Annotated in this window: 16 protein-coding genes; 12 read left to right on the forward strand and 4 right to left on the reverse strand. The window is 42.8% G+C overall.

Going from position 1 to position 15,684, the window contains the following annotated elements:
- Positions 1 to 350: 350 nt before the first annotated feature.
- The 7 genes from AM500_RS09030 to AM500_RS09060 all read left to right on the forward strand — a co-directional run bounded on the left by AM500_RS09030 (position 351) and on the right by AM500_RS09060 (position 7,853).
- Positions 351 to 866 carry a YaiI/YqxD family protein gene (locus AM500_RS09030; protein WP_053598917.1) on the forward strand — a complete coding sequence of 172 codons (516 nt, stop codon included), beginning with the start codon at positions 351 to 353 and terminating at the stop codon, positions 864 to 866.
- Between the two features lie 14 nt (positions 867 to 880).
- Entirely contained in the window at positions 881 to 2,680 is a 1,800-nt protein-coding gene (gene dnaG, locus AM500_RS09035) for a DNA primase (protein ID WP_053598918.1), read from the forward strand.
- Positions 2,681 to 2,713: 33 nt separating this feature from the next.
- Complete coding sequence (rpoD, locus tag AM500_RS09040) at positions 2,714 to 3,853, forward strand: RNA polymerase sigma factor RpoD (protein WP_043933909.1); 1,140 nt, start codon at positions 2,714 to 2,716, stop codon at positions 3,851 to 3,853.
- Between the two features lie 347 nt (positions 3,854 to 4,200).
- Entirely contained in the window at positions 4,201 to 5,343 is a 1,143-nt protein-coding gene (locus AM500_RS09045; protein WP_053598919.1) for an acyl-CoA dehydrogenase family protein, read from the forward strand.
- A gap of 213 nt (positions 5,344 to 5,556) precedes the next feature.
- The gene (gene cccA, locus AM500_RS09050; RefSeq protein WP_053598920.1) at positions 5,557 to 5,916 is read left to right on the forward strand and encodes a cytochrome c550; all 360 of its coding nucleotides are present in this window, start codon (positions 5,557 to 5,559) and stop codon (positions 5,914 to 5,916) included.
- A gap of 114 nt (positions 5,917 to 6,030) precedes the next feature.
- On the forward strand, positions 6,031 to 6,741 hold the full coding sequence (locus AM500_RS09055) for a tRNA (adenine(22)-N(1))-methyltransferase (RefSeq protein WP_053598921.1): 711 nt from the start codon (positions 6,031 to 6,033) through the stop codon (positions 6,739 to 6,741).
- A complete protein-coding gene (locus tag AM500_RS09060) occupies positions 6,738 to 7,853 on the forward strand; it encodes a Nif3-like dinuclear metal center hexameric protein (RefSeq protein WP_053598922.1) in 1,116 nt (371 codons plus the stop codon). Before AM500_RS09055 ends, AM500_RS09060 begins: the two co-directional genes overlap by 4 nt.
- 63 nt (positions 7,854 to 7,916) lie before the next feature.
- On the opposite strand, the gene AM500_RS09065 is transcribed toward AM500_RS09060, so the two are convergent.
- Both AM500_RS09065 and vrrA read right to left on the reverse strand, forming a co-directional pair.
- Entirely contained in the window at positions 7,917 to 8,873 is a 957-nt protein-coding gene (locus AM500_RS09065) for a 4-hydroxy-3-methylbut-2-enyl diphosphate reductase (RefSeq protein ID WP_053598923.1), read from the reverse strand.
- Positions 8,874 to 9,157: 284 nt separating this feature from the next.
- Positions 9,158 to 9,616, reverse strand: a complete 459-nt coding sequence (gene vrrA, locus AM500_RS09070; RefSeq protein WP_331457442.1) for a VrrA/YqfQ family protein — start codon at positions 9,614 to 9,616, stop codon at positions 9,158 to 9,160.
- A gap of 435 nt (positions 9,617 to 10,051) precedes the next feature.
- Between vrrA and AM500_RS09075 the strand changes: the two genes are divergently transcribed.
- Positions 10,052 to 11,362, forward strand: a complete 1,311-nt coding sequence (locus AM500_RS09075; RefSeq protein WP_053598925.1) for a DEAD/DEAH box helicase — start codon at positions 10,052 to 10,054, stop codon at positions 11,360 to 11,362.
- Positions 11,363 to 11,400: 38 nt separating this feature from the next.
- Positions 11,401 to 12,294 (forward strand): deoxyribonuclease IV, encoded by an 894-nt coding sequence (locus tag AM500_RS09080; RefSeq protein WP_053598926.1) that lies wholly within the window; start codon positions 11,401 to 11,403, stop codon positions 12,292 to 12,294.
- 196 nt (positions 12,295 to 12,490) lie between these two features.
- Here AM500_RS09080 and AM500_RS09085 read toward each other — a convergent pair whose 3' ends face one another.
- Entirely contained in the window at positions 12,491 to 12,748 is a 258-nt protein-coding gene (locus tag AM500_RS09085) for a DUF2624 domain-containing protein (RefSeq protein WP_053598927.1), read from the reverse strand.
- 174 nt (positions 12,749 to 12,922) lie between these two features.
- Between AM500_RS09085 and AM500_RS09090 the strand changes: the two genes are divergently transcribed.
- From AM500_RS09090 to AM500_RS09100, 3 genes are read left to right on the forward strand one after another with little or no spacing between them, the layout of a single operon-like run.
- Positions 12,923 to 13,699 carry a metal ABC transporter ATP-binding protein gene (locus AM500_RS09090; protein WP_053598928.1) on the forward strand — a complete coding sequence of 259 codons (777 nt, stop codon included), beginning with the start codon at positions 12,923 to 12,925 and terminating at the stop codon, positions 13,697 to 13,699.
- Positions 13,696 to 14,568 (forward strand): metal ABC transporter permease, encoded by an 873-nt coding sequence (locus AM500_RS09095; protein ID WP_053598929.1) that lies wholly within the window; start codon positions 13,696 to 13,698, stop codon positions 14,566 to 14,568. The genes AM500_RS09090 and AM500_RS09095 overlap by 4 nt, the downstream gene beginning before the upstream one ends.
- A complete protein-coding gene (locus AM500_RS09100; protein WP_053598930.1) occupies positions 14,555 to 14,965 on the forward strand; it encodes a zinc uptake transcriptional repressor Zur in 411 nt (136 codons plus the stop codon). Before AM500_RS09095 ends, AM500_RS09100 begins: the two co-directional genes overlap by 14 nt.
- Positions 14,966 to 15,006: 41 nt before the next feature.
- Here AM500_RS09100 and AM500_RS09105 read toward each other — a convergent pair whose 3' ends face one another.
- Positions 15,007 to 15,576 (reverse strand): 5' nucleotidase, NT5C type, encoded by a 570-nt coding sequence (locus AM500_RS09105; protein WP_053598931.1) that lies wholly within the window; start codon positions 15,574 to 15,576, stop codon positions 15,007 to 15,009.
- Positions 15,577 to 15,684 lie beyond the last annotated feature (108 nt).

Raw genomic sequence — 15,684 nt, forward strand, 5'->3', positions numbered from 1 at the left:
GCAGCTAGACAGGCTCCCAGGCCGCCCGTGGAAAGCAAAGTGCCTCGTGACAGGCAAAATGCGCCTGTCTCTGCGATGTTGATTCAAGATGCTTCCCTTTGTGGAGCGGAGATTATAGAAAAACTTAAATTTAACCTATATTGTTTCAGTTTTATAAATATTATTTTGTAAGATAAAATGTTAGCAAAAAAGCTATTTATGTTCTATAATAAAAAATTGTGATAAAAATAACCATTTCAGGTTTAGACTTGCATCTTAACGAATAAACTATTTATTGTCAGATGTCAAGGAAACCTATAGTAAAAAATTCGACACAATCTCCGAAAACTTAGTTAGAAAAGAAGGAATTTGTGGGGGGATGTAGAATTAATACTAAGGAAAACAATGGACCTAGAATTTTTGTGGATGCGGATTCGTGCCCTGTCAAAGAGGAAATCGCACAATTGGCGTCCGATTTTTCTGTAAAGACCATTTATGTAGCCTCCTATGCGCATGCCACCAGTAAACCGGAATATATGGACTGGGATTGGAGATACGTTGATTCAAGCCGGGAAGCGGCAGACCTCTACATCATGAACCACACCAAAAAGGGTGATGGTGCAGTTACCCAGGATATAGGGCTTGCTTCGACACTCCTTCCAAAAGGGGTTTATGTCCTGTCGCCCAGGGGAATCGTATTTGAGGATAATACTATTCAAACCGCGCTCGATATACGCTTTTTAAAGGCAAAAGCCCGGGCGAGGGGGGATTATGGAAAAGGTCCATCGCCTTTTTTGCCGGAAGACCGGGAACGGTTCTTAAGGGAATATGTGAAGCTGCTCTCAATGATGACAGGCCGCGAATTCCCGTTTTATAGAGAAACATAACTGGAGTTGTTCGTATGGCAGAGCGCATACCTGAAGAAAAAATCAATCAGATTAGGCAATCTGTTGATATTGTTGATGTGATCAGCGATTATGTGCAACTGAAAAAGCAAGGTAGGAATTATTTCGGTCTTTGCCCATTCCACGGGGAAAATTCACCATCATTTTCTGTCTCTCCCGACAAACAGATTTTCTATTGTTTTGGCTGCGGAGCGGGCGGGAATGTTTTTTCATTTTTAATGGAACTTGAAGGTGCCTCATTTAGTGAAGCTGCCTTAAAGATTGCAGAGCGGTCAGGGATTGAACTGGAGATTTCCCAAACTCCGGGCGGCGATCCCAAAAGAAATGCAGAGTTGCAGCCATATTTTGATGCGCATGAACTTTTAAGGAAATTCTATCATCATTTACTTGTAAACACAAAAGAGGGTCAAGAGCCCCTTGAGTATCTACTGGACCGCGGGTTCACCAGGGAATCAATTGATAAGTTCCAAATAGGTTATTCGATGGATTCATGGGAATTTACCGCAACCTATCTCCAAAAAAGAGGCTTTAAGCCGGAGATAATGGAAAAGGCAGGACTTCTGGTCAGACGGGAGCGCGATGGTACATACCTGGACCGTTTCAGGAACAGGATTATGTTTCCAATACTTGATCATAATGGAAAGACGATTGCTTTTTCAGGCAGGGCATTAGGAGATGAAAAGCCGAAGTACTTGAATAGTCCTGAAACGGCTATCTTTAATAAAAGTAAAACGCTATATAATTTCAATCATGCCAAGCCGGTTATTCGCCGGCATCACCAGGCTGTCCTATTCGAGGGGTTTGCAGATGTAATCTCGGCCGACCGTGCTGGTGTTGAAAATGGTATTGCCACGATGGGTACATCACTTACTGATGAGCATATTGCCATCATCAGGCGCAATACACAGGCGGTTACAATCTGTTACGATTCAGACAACGCAGGAATTGAAGCAGCCTATCGTTCTGGGAACATGCTAGCTAAAGCTGGTATTGAAATAAAGGTAGCTATGATGCCAGACGGGCTTGATCCGGATGACTACATCAAGAAGTTTGGATCAGAAAGATTCCGTCATGAAATAATTGAGTCCAGCCATACGTGGATGTCTTTCAAATTTCTTTATTTTAGAAGGGGAAAAAATCTTCAGAATGAAGGAGATAGGCTGGCTTATATCGAAAAGATAGTAAGCGAAATAAGCAGGCTGCCTATGGCGATTGAAAAAGACCATTACCTGAGGCAGCTTTCGAGTGAATTTTCACTGTCCTTAGACGCATTGAAACAGCAAATGGCAGCAAGCTCCCCAAAAAGCACGAATCAGGTTACCGAACCTGCACCTGTAGCACGTAAGCAAGTATACAGGCATATTACCGGACTGAAACCAGCATATTACAATGCGGAGCGGAGGCTTATCGCCCATATGCTCAGAAGCAGGGACACTGCTTATGTTATCCAGGATATGCTTGAGGGAAATACACTTAATGATGATGACCACCAGGCAATCATTACTTTCCTTTTCGGTTATTACGAGGAAAAGGAACAGTTCATATTAAGTGAATTCCTTGATTATATTGGGGATGAAAAGCTGAGGAGGCTTGTTGCTGATATAGAAATGATGACCCTTAACGAAGAACTTGCTGAGCAGGAACTAAATGATTATATCCATCAAGTGTTGAAACATCAAAAGATGCTAAAGATAAATGAAAAACGCGCCCAACTAAAAGAGGCTGAAGCCCAAAAGGATTATCTCAGGGCTGGCCAGCTTGGAATTGAAATAATTCAAATGCAAAAATCACTATAAGTAGTTTAGGATGAATTTTAAGGAGGGGGACCAATGGCTGAAAAAAAATCAGCACGGTCACAAGAGGTCGATAACGAATTGACCATTGAACAAGTGAAAGACAAGTTAACGGCCCAAGGTAAAAAAGCCGGCCATCTTGCATATGACGATATAGCCGAGAGAATGGCGAATTTTGATATGGATTCTGAACAAATGGATGAATTTTATGAATCCCTTACAGACCAGGGAATTGAACTTGTAGGCAATAAGGGTGATGACGATGAGGACGACGGCCCAAGCCTAAAGGAAATTTCCAAGGATGATGAAGAATTTGACCTGAATGACTTGAGTGTCCCCCCGGGTGTCAAAATCAATGACCCAGTCCGGATGTACCTGAAAGAAATTGGCAGGGTCGACCTGTTAACCGCCGAAGAGGAAATCCAATTGGCCAACAAGATTGAGAAAGGCGATGAAGAGGCAAAACGCCGTCTCGCTGAAGCCAATCTTAGGCTTGTAGTCAGTATTGCCAAGCGCTATGTTGGCCGTGGAATGCTGTTCCTCGATTTGATCCAGGAAGGCAACATGGGCTTGATTAAAGCAGTTGAGAAATTTGATTACCGTAAGGGCTTTAAATTCAGTACGTATGCCACATGGTGGATCCGCCAGGCCATTACACGTGCGATTGCAGACCAAGCCCGTACAATCCGTATCCCAGTCCATATGGTAGAAACCATTAATAAATTGATAAGGGTCCAAAGGCAGCTGCTCCAGGATCTTGGGCGCGAACCAACTCCGGAGGAAATTGCGGAGGATATGGATCTTACGCCTGATAAGGTTAGGGAAATTTTGAAAATTGCCCAGGAACCAGTATCGCTGGAAACCCCTATCGGAGAAGAAGATGATTCACATCTTGGTGACTTCATTGAAGACCAGGATGCTACATCTCCATCTGAGCATGCTGCATATGAGCTTTTGAAGGAGCAGCTTGAAGACGTTCTGGATACGCTGACCGACAGGGAGGAAAATGTCCTCCGCCTGCGTTTTGGCCTTGATGATGGCCGCACGAGGACACTTGAAGAAGTCGGAAAGGTATTTGGCGTCACCCGTGAGCGGATCCGGCAAATCGAAGCAAAAGCTTTACGTAAGCTTCGCCATCCGAGCCGCAGCAAACGTTTAAAGGATTTCCTTGAATAAAATTGAAACAAACTATGAGCTTGCCCTATTGAGGCAGGCTCTTTTTATTTTTTGGTGTGTTATAGGATATTGCTATTTAATAAAGAGCATTTTAGCATAGCAGTTTTTAATGACATAAGGAACCATTATGCTTTGCTGCACATTCCTAGGTTTGCTTCCATCTTTTTAAAAGTTAACTGTGTCTGTTTGATTCATTTTACTGAATGAAGAGAGGGAAAGCAAATCCGCTTTAAAATAAAATTAATAAAAACTACCTTTGTTTTTCAAAAAGTATAAATGTTGAGAAAATTCATACGTGCCCATATAATGGATAAGAAAGCGCATTCATTGTTGTTGGAGGGGGATATATGGATTTTAATTTGACTGCGGAACAAGAAATGATCCGAAAAACTATAAGGGAGTTTGCGGATGCTGAAGTAGCTCCGGGTGCCCTGGAAAGAGATCGTACAAAGGAATTTCCTGCAGATATTTTTAAGAAGCTTGCAGACATGGGCATAATGGGCCTTCCTTTTCCTGAGGAATATGGCGGGGGCGGAGCTGATACGATAAGTTTCGCAATTGTAACCGAGGAATTGAGCAGGGCTTGCGGTTCAACGGGCATTACGTACTCAGCCCATATTTCGCTTGGCGGAGCACCTATCAATATGTTTGGCACTGAAGAACAAAAACGCATGTTTCTAACACCAATATGTACTGGTGAGTCATTTGGGGCATTTGGTTTAACCGAGCCAAATGCAGGCTCGGATGCGGGAGGCACAAGAACATCTGCCAGGCTTGAAAATGGGGAATGGGTGATAAATGGCAGTAAATGTTTCATAACGAATGCCAGTTATGCCAAACATTTAGCTCTGACAGCAGTGACTGGAGGCAGCGGCGATAAAAAGGAAATCAGTGCAATAATCGTCCCAACAGATTCAAAAGGATTCGCTGTAATTGATAACTATGAAAAAATGGGACTTCATTCATCCAATACAACTGAATTAGTTCTTGAGGATGTCCGTGTTCCGGAAGAACATCTTCTCGGAAAAAAGGGAGAGGGTTTCAAGCAATTCTTGATGACTCTTGATGGAGGCAGGATTGGGATTGGTGCGATGGCAGTAGGAATTGCCCAGGCTGCTTTTGATAAGGCGCTTCAGTATTCAAAAGAACGAAAACAATTTGGCAAGAGCCTTTCATCGTTTCAGGCTATACAGTTTAAACTTGCTGATATGGCAATGAAAATCGAACTGGCGAGGACAATGGTCTATAAAGCTGCCTGGCTGAAGGACCAGGGCAAGAGGTTTTCAAAAGAAGCTTCCATGTGCAAGCTATATGCCTCTGAGATATGCATGGAGGTAACGGATCAGGCTGTCCAAATACACGGAGGTTATGGGTATATGAAGGATTACCATGTTGAAAGATATATGAGGGATGCCAAGCTGCTTGAAATTGGTGAAGGCACGTCTGAAATTCAACGAATGGTGATAGCCAGGGAAGTCGGCTGCAGCTAAATTTAATTCACTAAAAAGGCTGGAGGGAAACACCTGTCCAGCCTTTTCGATAATTTAGGAGAGTATTTATTTCATGATTACGCTTGCGCTTCTGTCATTTTAATTGTGACAAAAGTAACTTTATCCTTTTCCTTCTAGTCATTTTCATATACAATAATAGTTGTTTGAAATATTAAATTTGTTTTTCTACGTACATAAGGGAGGGTATTCCACATGAAAAATCCAGTCATTCCTTTCATCATGATCATGGTTATGGGGATTGGCCTAATGTTTGTGCTTTCCTTCAAGGGGCTTGGAGACGGGAAAGAACTTGCCAACGGGGAAAAAGGCGGCGAAAAAACAGAACAGGCAGCAAATCCTGAAGAGCTATATGAAGCAAAGGGTTGTATCACTTGCCACGGTGACAAGCTACAAGGGCAGGGAAACGCACCTAAGCTTGCTGATGTAGGAGCAAGGCTTTCCGAAGAGGAAATAAAGGACGTCGTGCTTAACGGTAGAGGCACGATGCCTGGCGGACTCGCCCAGGGTGCAGAGGCCGATGCATTAGCAAAATGGCTTTCTGAAAAGAAATAAACTGAATACTTTTAATCAGCAGACGCTGCCATTCAAGATGGCAGCGTGTTTTTTTGCATATGGAAACATTCTTTTTTATACTGATATAGAGATGAAAGAAAAGTGGTGCATACCTTGAACTCAGGACAATTATCAAAACGGCTGCAGACAGTGGCCAACTTCATACCAAAAGGAGCAAGGCTGGCGGACATTGGCTCCGACCATGCTTATCTGCCGTGCTTTCTAGCTAACAAAGGTTTGATTGTATCTGCAATTGCAGGTGAAGTAGTAGAAGGCCCTTATACGACTGCCAAGAGGGAGGTAGAGGCAGAGAATCTGGAGGACATCATTCAAGTCCGTTTAGGGAATGGATTGGAGGTTATCTCCCCTGGAGAAGTAGATTGTATATCCATTGCAGGGATGGGAGGGGCTCTCATTTCAGATATCCTTGAAGCGGGTAAGGGAAAGCTAGAAGGGGTAAAACGGCTAGTACTTCAGCCTAATATTGCAGCCTGGACGATCAGGAAATGGCTATACGAAAATAACTGGGAACTAGTGAATGAAGATATTTTAGAAGAAGATGGGAAAATTTACGAGGTACTTGTTGCCGAACGAGGTAATCCTGCCCATCCATATGAAATCGGCCTGGAAACCGGCCTATTGTTTGGACCGTTTTTATTAAAGAGTAAAAAAGAACCGTTTATAAAAAAATGGAAACTCGAAAAGGAAAATTGGCAAATTGTATTAGAAAGGCTAAGCCTTGCCAAGCCATCAGATGAAGTAAGTGCGAAAAAGGATGAACTGCAGAAAAAAATAGCATTAGTCGAGGAGGTTTTAAATCAGTGAACAAAATAAATGGACATGAAATTATTCAACTGCTCGAAACCTTCTCTCCGAAGGAATACGCGGTAGAGGGAGATAAAATTGGCCTTCAAATAGGACAATTAAATCGGCCAGTTAAAGGGGTGCTGGTTACACTGGACCTGACAGAGGCAGTTGTTGATGAAGCTATTAGCAAACAGGTACAGCTAATCATTGCACACCATCCGCCGATTTATCGTCCGCTGGCAAAGCTTGCAACAGACACAGTCCCAGGAAGAATGATCGAGAAGTTGATTAAGCATGACATTTCGGTGTATGCAGCCCATACGAATCTAGATGTGGCCAAGGGCGGAGTGAATGATATGCTTGCTGATTCTCTCAACCTTAAGGATACAGAGATACTATCACCGACCTATGAAGAAAAACTGCAAAAGATTGTTGTTTATGTTCCGCTAGAGGATGCCGAAAGGGTGAGGGATGCACTTGGAAAAGCAGGCGCAGGCGCAATCGGTAATTACTCTCACTGTTCGTTCTCTTCGAATGGTACTGGCCGATTCCTTCCGGGAGAGAATACGAACCCTCATATAGGGAAGCAGGGGCAGCTTGAGAAAGTTGAAGAAGTAAGGGTTGAGACGGTTGTTCCATCCCGGCTTGCGAGGAAGGCTGTTACAGCGATGCTTAAGGCTCACCCTTATGAAGAACCAGCCTATGATGTTTATCCTCTTGAGAATCAGGGGGAGATACTCGGGCTTGGCAGGATTGGGACGATTGAAGAGATGACTCTTGCCGAGTTTGCTGAAAAAGTAAAGAAAGATTTTGAGGTTGAAGCTGTACGGGTTGTTGGAGACTTGACTTCAAAAGTAAAAAAAGTTGCTGTCCTAGGCGGGGACGGAAATAAATACTTTTCTCAGGCAAAACGAAAGGGAGCCGACGTATATGTGACAGGGGATATTTATTTCCATGTAGCTCACGATGCTTTAATGCTTGGCCTTAATATGGTTGACCCTGGGCATATCGCTGAGAAGATCATGAAAAAGGGCCTTGCCTCCGTATTGAGCAAGAAGTGTGACGAAGCTGGCTTCGATGTTGAAGTTTTGGCATCTCAAATTGATACGAATCCATTCAAAACCATATAAAGGCAGCTGCGGTTTCTGAAGGTTAACAGAAAAAAATCCGGCCAGTGGCAGCCGGATTTTTTTCTATTTTTGCACCTCAGCCTTTTTGACCTTCGGCAGGATTTTTGAAAGAGGTACCTTTTTCTTTCGTTCCCATGTAGCTGGGTTTTCAGGGTCAAACTGGTCAAGGAACATAATGACTTCTTTTGTTATAGGCGTCGGGGTCGATGCGCCAGAAGTGACGGCAACCGTTTCAGCACCTTTTAGCCATTCAAGGTCAAGCTCGGAGATATCGGCAATCCTATAGGCTTTTGTATCGGCAATTTCTTGCGATACCTGGGCAAGCCTGTTGGAGTTATTGCTTTTCGGATCTCCGACAACAATCAACACATCCGCTTCACCAGCCTGCTGGGCGACAGCCTCCTGCCTTACTTGGGTCGCCATGCAAATTTCCTTATGGACTTCGGCATGGGGATACTTCTCTTTTACTCTCTTCATAATAACGGAAACATCCCATTGGCTCATTGTCGTCTGGTTGGTTACGATTATTTTATCGTGGTGTAAATTAAGAGCATTAACATCCTCTTCTGTTTCGACAAGATGGACAACTCCCGGAGCGGCAACGCCTACCGCGCCTTCTGGTTCAGGATGGCCTTTTTTACCGATGTAAACCACCTTAAAGCCTTCAGCTTCTTTTTCCCGGATTAAGTCGTGGGTCTTGGTTACATCCGGACAGGTCGCATCAATGGTAACGAGGCCTTTCTCCTTTGCAAGGGTGCGGACCTCTGGCGAAATGCCGTGTGCTGTAAAAATAACGGTGCCTTTGTCAACCTTCTCGAGAATTTCCTTTCGGTTGCTTCCATCAAGGGTAATAATGCCTTCCTCCGCAAATGCGTCGGTCACATGCTTATTATGAACAATCATCCCAAGGATGTAGATAGGGCGTGGTAATGTTTTGTCGAGTGCCGCATTCCGGGCGATAACCATGGCATCAACAACACCATAACAATAGCCTCGCGGCGAAATTTTTATAACCTTCATTAAAAAAGCCCCTCCTGGTTAGGTTAGACTTGCTATACCTTCTTATTATATAGGTAATTATAATATGTTCAAAGTGAAAAATCTCACATCAAAAAATGGATGCAGGTTTACCGGGAAATTTAACGAACAATATTCTTTAAAATTGAAAGAGATTAAAAGCTGCGGAGAACTAGTTATCCAAAGCTAATAAGGAAATTTAGACGTATGAAGGCTATAAGCCCAAAGTGGCGGGTAGGAAATATGCTGTCATAAATATGTAAAAAGGTGCCATACAGCACCTTTCTTTAAAAAAATAATTTTGGCCGGCTTCTGTCATCGTCAACCCTGTTTGGCCTTCTAATCCATCCGCCCCGTTGTGGAGGAGCTGGATGGCCATGGCCATCGCTGGACTCTTCTATATCCTTTGGTATTTCATTTTCCTTTAAAGGATGCGATTCAACCCTTTTCTTTTTTTGATGGGGCTCGTTTTTGGGTGTTTCATCGCCATCTGTATTTTTTAAGCCACGATAAAGTTTCCACATTGATGGAAGGTTTTTAATAATTGGGCCATATTGTTCGATTAATGGACCGAACGATTGTGCTGTCTGGATAACGTTCTGTGTATTGGCAAGGAAGCTGTTGATTGCTTCAGGGTTGCTAAGTGTCTTCAGAAAGGACCCTGATTGTGTGTTGCCGGCCGCGGATACCATATTCCTAGTGGAACCCTGTCCTCCTCCTGATTTACCGAGCAGCCTTGAAAGCAATCCTCCTCCTCCTCTGCGTCCCTGGGGACCTTGGTGCCGTCCTGGAGACATAGAGCCCATGAAAGGCGACGGAGGGCCATTAAAGCCGCGTGCAGGGCCGAAAGGATGTCTCCCGGGTCCCATAAATGGCCGGTTCATTCCTCCCTGCCTATTCATTGGCGGGAATGGTGGCATGTTCTTAACTCCTCTCAAAAGTTATTTCCTCTTTTTAAAATATGCAGGATCGCCATTTATGTTATGCTTTTGATGATTCTTTGCCTTTTTGCACCGTATCTCTAAAAAACGGATTAGTAAAACAAGAACCTTTGTTATTGCATAACCCTTCATGAAAGTAAGTCTTTAGGCAAATCATAATAATAAGTGGCTTTACATTTGAATCTTTACTATAATAACAGGATGGGCAGAGTTCCATAACCGAATATAAGGAGCCTGAAAATGAGCGGAAACCAATTTAATCAATTTAATTTAAAGCCTTTTTTAATAAAATCAGTCGAATCTTTAGGATTCACAAAGCCAACTGAAATACAAGAGCAAATGATACCTGCAGCCTTAAAGGGAGCAAGTGCAATTGGTCAGTCAAGGACCGGTACAGGAAAGACACACTCCTACTTGCTGCCAATCCTTGAACATCTTGAACCTGGACGCCAGGAGGTTCAAGCAGTCATTACAGCGCCCACAAGGGAACTGGCTAGTCAGATATATCAGCAATTCCTTAAAGCAGCAGAACATTATGAAGGCCCGGAAACAATCGTTGTCCGTAATTATATTGGGGGTACCGATAAGCAAAAGTCGATTGAAAAGCTTAAGATTCAGCCACATATTGTAGTGGGGACGCCTTCAAGGATTCACGCGCTTATTGAGGACCAAGCACTATTTGTTCATACAGCCAAAACATTGGTGGTTGATGAAGCTGACTTAATGCTCGATATGGGATTCCTTGAGGATGTCGACAGAATTGCTTCCAGAATGCCAGAGAAGCTGCAAATGCTTGTATTTTCTGCAACGATACCGGAGAAACTTAAGCCATTTCTAAAAAAATACATGGAAAATCCAAAGTACATCCATATAGATCCAAAGAAAAAAGCTGCTGAAAATCTTGAACACCTTCTATTGCCTTCGAGGCATAAAAACAAGAAAGAAATTGTATTTAATGTTCTTCAAGCGTTTAACCCTTATCTCGCCATTGTTTTTACCAACACAAAGAAAATGGCCGATGAGGTTGCAGATTTCCTAATTGGAAAAGGCTTGAAGGTTGGAAGGGTCCACGGAGATCTTCCACCGCGTGAACGAAAAAAGATGATGAAACAGATTCAGGACCTGGAGTATCAATATATAGTTGCGACAGACCTCGCAGCCAGGGGTATTGATATAGAAGGGGTCAGCCATGTCATTAATTATGAGTTGCCAAGCGATCTCGATTTTTATGTTCATAGGGTGGGAAGAACCGCAAGAGCTAATTTTTCCGGCACAGCCTTGACTGTCTATGATACGTCAGATGAAGATGCGCTGAATAGGCTTGAGAAAATGGGAATTGGATTCAAGCATGTTGACTTTGGCAAAGACGGGCTTGTCGAAATTGCCAACCGAAATAAGCGGAAGACACGTAAGCGGCAGGAAGACGAAGTCGATAAAATGGCCAAAGCAATTGTAAAAGCACCAAAGAAAGTTAAGCCAGGATATAAAAAGAAAATCAATCAAGAAATTGCCAAAGTCAGGAAACGCCAGAATAAAATGAAGAAAAAATAACGGCTGGTTTGTACTGCCGCAAGAAGGAGAAGGGGAAGATGTTGAAAATTGGTTCTCACGTATCAATGAGCGGCAAGGAGATGCTGCTTGCCGCGAGCAAGGAAGCCGTCTCCTATGGCTCCAATACTTTTATGATTTATACAGGTGCACCTCAAAATACAAGAAGAAAGAAAATCGAGGACCTGAACATTGAGGCAGGCAGACGGCATATGGCGGAGCATGGAATCGAAGAAATCATTGTGCACGCTCCCTACATTATTAATATTGGGAATACAACAAATCCTGCAACATTCGAACTTGGGGTGAACTTCCTGCGTTCTGAACTAGATAGAACTGAAGCAATTGGTGCCAGGCAGATTGTTCTTCATCCTGGAGCCCATGTTGGAGCTGGGACGGAAGCTGGAATAAAAAAGATAGTAGAAGGCCTGAATGAGGTTTTGACTGGAAAAGAAAACGTTCAGGTAGCTTTGGAAACAATGGCAGGGAAGGGCTCGGAATGCGGAAAGAATTTTGAGGAATTGGCGATGATCATCGACGGCGTAAATTACAGCGACCGAATTTCTGTTTGCTTTGATACTTGCCATACTCATGATGCCGGATATGATATTGTTCATGACTTTGATGGAGTCCTTGATGAGTTTGATAAAATTGTCGGAATTGACAGGCTGAAGGTGCTCCATATCAATGATAGCAAAAATGCTGTCGGCATGAGGAAAGACCGCCATGAAAATATTGGCTTTGGCCATATCGGCTTTGATGCAATCAGCTATATTGTCCACCATCCACAGCTTATGTCGGTTCCTAAAATCCTCGAAACTCCGTATGTCGGGGAAGATAAGAAAAATCAAAAGCCGCCTTATAAGCATGAAATTGATATGTTGCGTAACAAAATCTTTGACCCAAGCCTTAAAGGTGAAGTTACCCTGGCATAGCAAGAAAAGCGCAAGCGCCTCGGTCAGCGACGTATGGACTGGAGGGCCTCGAAGGAGATAAAGGAAACACGATAAGCGCAAGCGAATCGATGTTGACTTATCGTAACGAGGGGACCGAAGTACACTAGGCGCTAGGCGCTGGAGCTAGACAATTTTAGAAGAGCCTCCTTGGACACTTCAAGGAGGCTTTTCTACGTCATGATTTTGTAAATTGCAAGAACAACTTGTTTACTTCCCTAGCTGTTTCAGGTCCAGCGATTCTGGCGATTTCCTTAATAATTGCAGTCCGCTCGGCGCTGTCAAATATATTAATCTGCCTGCCCCGTAAGTATTTGGCAATTTGGTCTGCCTGCTTTTGATTAATCGAAATACCGAACTGATTGGCATAGTTTAATAATTCTCTGTCGGTAATCGTATTTATTTTATGGTTTATTATATTTTCGAACAGTTTCATTCTCATCACTCCCCTTTCTTACTGTATGAGCAACTTCCCGAAACAGTGCCAAATAATTGTTAAATCAACAGCTATAAAGGAGAATAACTTTACAATCTGTTAGCGCTGGGGTATACTACAAAACGTAAATCGGAATCATTCTTAAAATGATTCATGAATGATAGGTGAATTTATATGGCAAATGTGCCTGCAGTTGAAATTACTGGATTATCTTTTCAATATGAAAGAGAAAAAGTTCTTGAAGATATCAATCTTTCCGTTCCTAAAGGAGCGTTCCTCGGTATCGTTGGTCCAAATGGATCCGGGAAGTCGACTTTGCTTAAGCTGATTCTCGGGCTGTTGAAAACACAAACTGGGGAAATTAAACTTTTTGGCGAGCCGATTGGCATATTCAAAAGTTGGGAAAAGATAGGCTACGTTTCCCAAAAAGCAAATTCCTTTAATACCGGCTTTCCTGCTACTGTACAGGAAGTTGTTTCTAGCGGGCTTACACGAAAAATTGGGTTGTTCCGTTTTATGAAGGCAACAGAAAAAGAGAAGGTTAGGGAGGCGCTCGAATCTGTTGGAATGGCCGAATTTGCCGACAAAAACATAGGCGAGCTATCAGGGGGGCAGCAACAAAGGGTTTTTATCGCCCGGGCCCTGGTAAGCGAACCAGAGCTGCTAATCCTTGATGAACCAACGGTAGGTGTTGACCAAAAGCAGGAAGGTATTTTCTATTCAATGCTTGAAAGCCTCAATAAAAAGGCCGGCATTACGCTTCTGCTAGTTACTCACGATATAGGGACCGTCTCTCAGGCTGTAACTCATGTTGCTTGTTTGAATAAACATCTTCATTTCCACGGCCAAGCTTCGGAATTCGAAAATATGGCCCAAAATGGATTATCAGAATTGTATGGGTATGATGTTCACCATCTAAGCCATCATCACCATGGGGAGGATGGAAAATGATTAGCAGCATATTTCAATATGAATTTCTTCAAAATGCATTTATTTCAGGTGCCCTGATAGGTTTCATTGCTCCTTTACTCGGGGTTTTTATTGTTGTAAGGCGGCTATCGCTAATATCGGATGCATTAAGCCATGTAACTCTTTCGGGTATTGCCGCGAGCCTGCTACTCGAAAAAAAGCTTGGTCTTGCTGGTGCTATTAACCCGCTCTATATGGGAATGGCCTTTTCAGTAGGCGGAGCGCTGTTCATTGAAAAACTGAGAGCGGTATATAAACATTATCAAGAGCTGGCAATTCCGATTATCCTCTCAGGCGGTATTGGCCTCGGAGTTATTTTTATTTCATTAGCAGATGGTTTTAATGCAGACTTGTTTGGCTATCTTTTCGGCAGTGTCACTGCTGTTAGTAGAACAGACGTATTCATTATTGGATTTATCGCTGTCATTGTTGTTTTGGCGATCATCCTTCTTTATAAAGAGCTTTTCCTGCTTTCGTTTGATGAGGACTATGCAAAGGCATCAGGAATACCAGCCAAAGCGATTCATTTTATCTTTATTGTCATGGTAGCTTTAGTAATAGCCGCTTCAATGCGGATTGTCGGGGTATTGCTCGTGTCATCCCTGATGACCCTCCCAGTAGCGGCAAGTATGAGGATTGCAAAAGGATTTAAACAGTCCATATACCTTTCAATAGTATTTGGTGAGCTTTCTGTTATTGGCGGATTGTTTGCCGCTTACTATCTTGACTTGGCTCCTGGCGGTACTATAGTTTTGCTGGCTATATTGATTCTTTTATTCGCGATACTTTATAAGAAAGTCGGTTTTAATTTGCAAGCCGGCCGAAAGGGGTATAGGAATGAACGTACATGATGCCCTTGATTATCTGAAGGAAAAAGGTTATAAGCATACTGGAAAACGTGAGGACATGCTCCATTTGTTTTCGGACAGTGACAAATATTTAACTGCCAAGGATGTTCTGGATTCTTTGAAACAAAACTATCCTGGCCTCAGCTTTGATACCATTTATAGAAACTTATCCTTGTTTGTCGAACTGGATATTCTTGAATCAACAGAGCTTTCCGGAGAAAAACATTTTCGCTTTACATGTTCAAGGCATTCCCATCACCATCATTTTATTTGCCTTGATTGTGGAAAAACAAAAGAATTAGGGACATGCCCAATGAGTGGATTGAGTGAAGATTTAAAGGGATACGATGTATCAGGCCATAAGTTCGAAATATATGGGCGCTGCCCCGAATGCGTGTAAAAAAACAGCCACATCATGGCTGTTTTTTTCTTTTAAGTAACTTAGATTTTTGATTTATTCCAGTTCCTTATCCAGCGATCTGCCTCCTGCCATGTTGCTACCCTGATTACTCCTTCAGGAATGGGATCCCGGTTATACGGGGTATCAAAAAGGATTACCGGTATCCCGCACTCTTCATGAATCGCAACTGCATTGTCATGTTTATCCTCGAGAAACAATTCGACTTTATATTTTTTTGCTGTTTCTATTTTATTATGAGTCCCGATCAGTTCGATATGGTGATATTCCAATTCATTTAAGGTAAACCATTCTTGCGTAACGTTTAGCAAGTGGGATGCCCTGGCACTAATGAAATACAATTCATACTGCTCTTTCCATTTGGAAAGTACTTCTTTTGCCCCTTCTGCCATGGGGGACCCAGCGTAAATTTCTGGTTCTGCCCCTTTAAACCATTGGGTAAATTCTTCCCGCGACACATCCACAAGATGAAGAAGGTCATATTCTTTTACATCATCCAAAGTAACTTGAATATTAAAATCCCTGTTCATAAATGGCAAAATGCTCGATGGGCAGGTAACTGTTCCGTCAATATCAATCCCTAATCTTTTCATAAAGCAATCTCCTTCTATTTGTGAGAATCCATGTTCATTTTACCAAAAAGCTGTGAGAGGTACTCCATACAAAGATTGACATAGTAAAAATCGTATAGCCGTAAACAA

The organism is Bacillus sp. FJAT-18017 (assembly GCF_001278805.1).
Classification (GTDB): Bacteria; Bacillota; Bacilli; order Bacillales; family Cytobacillaceae; genus Bacillus_D.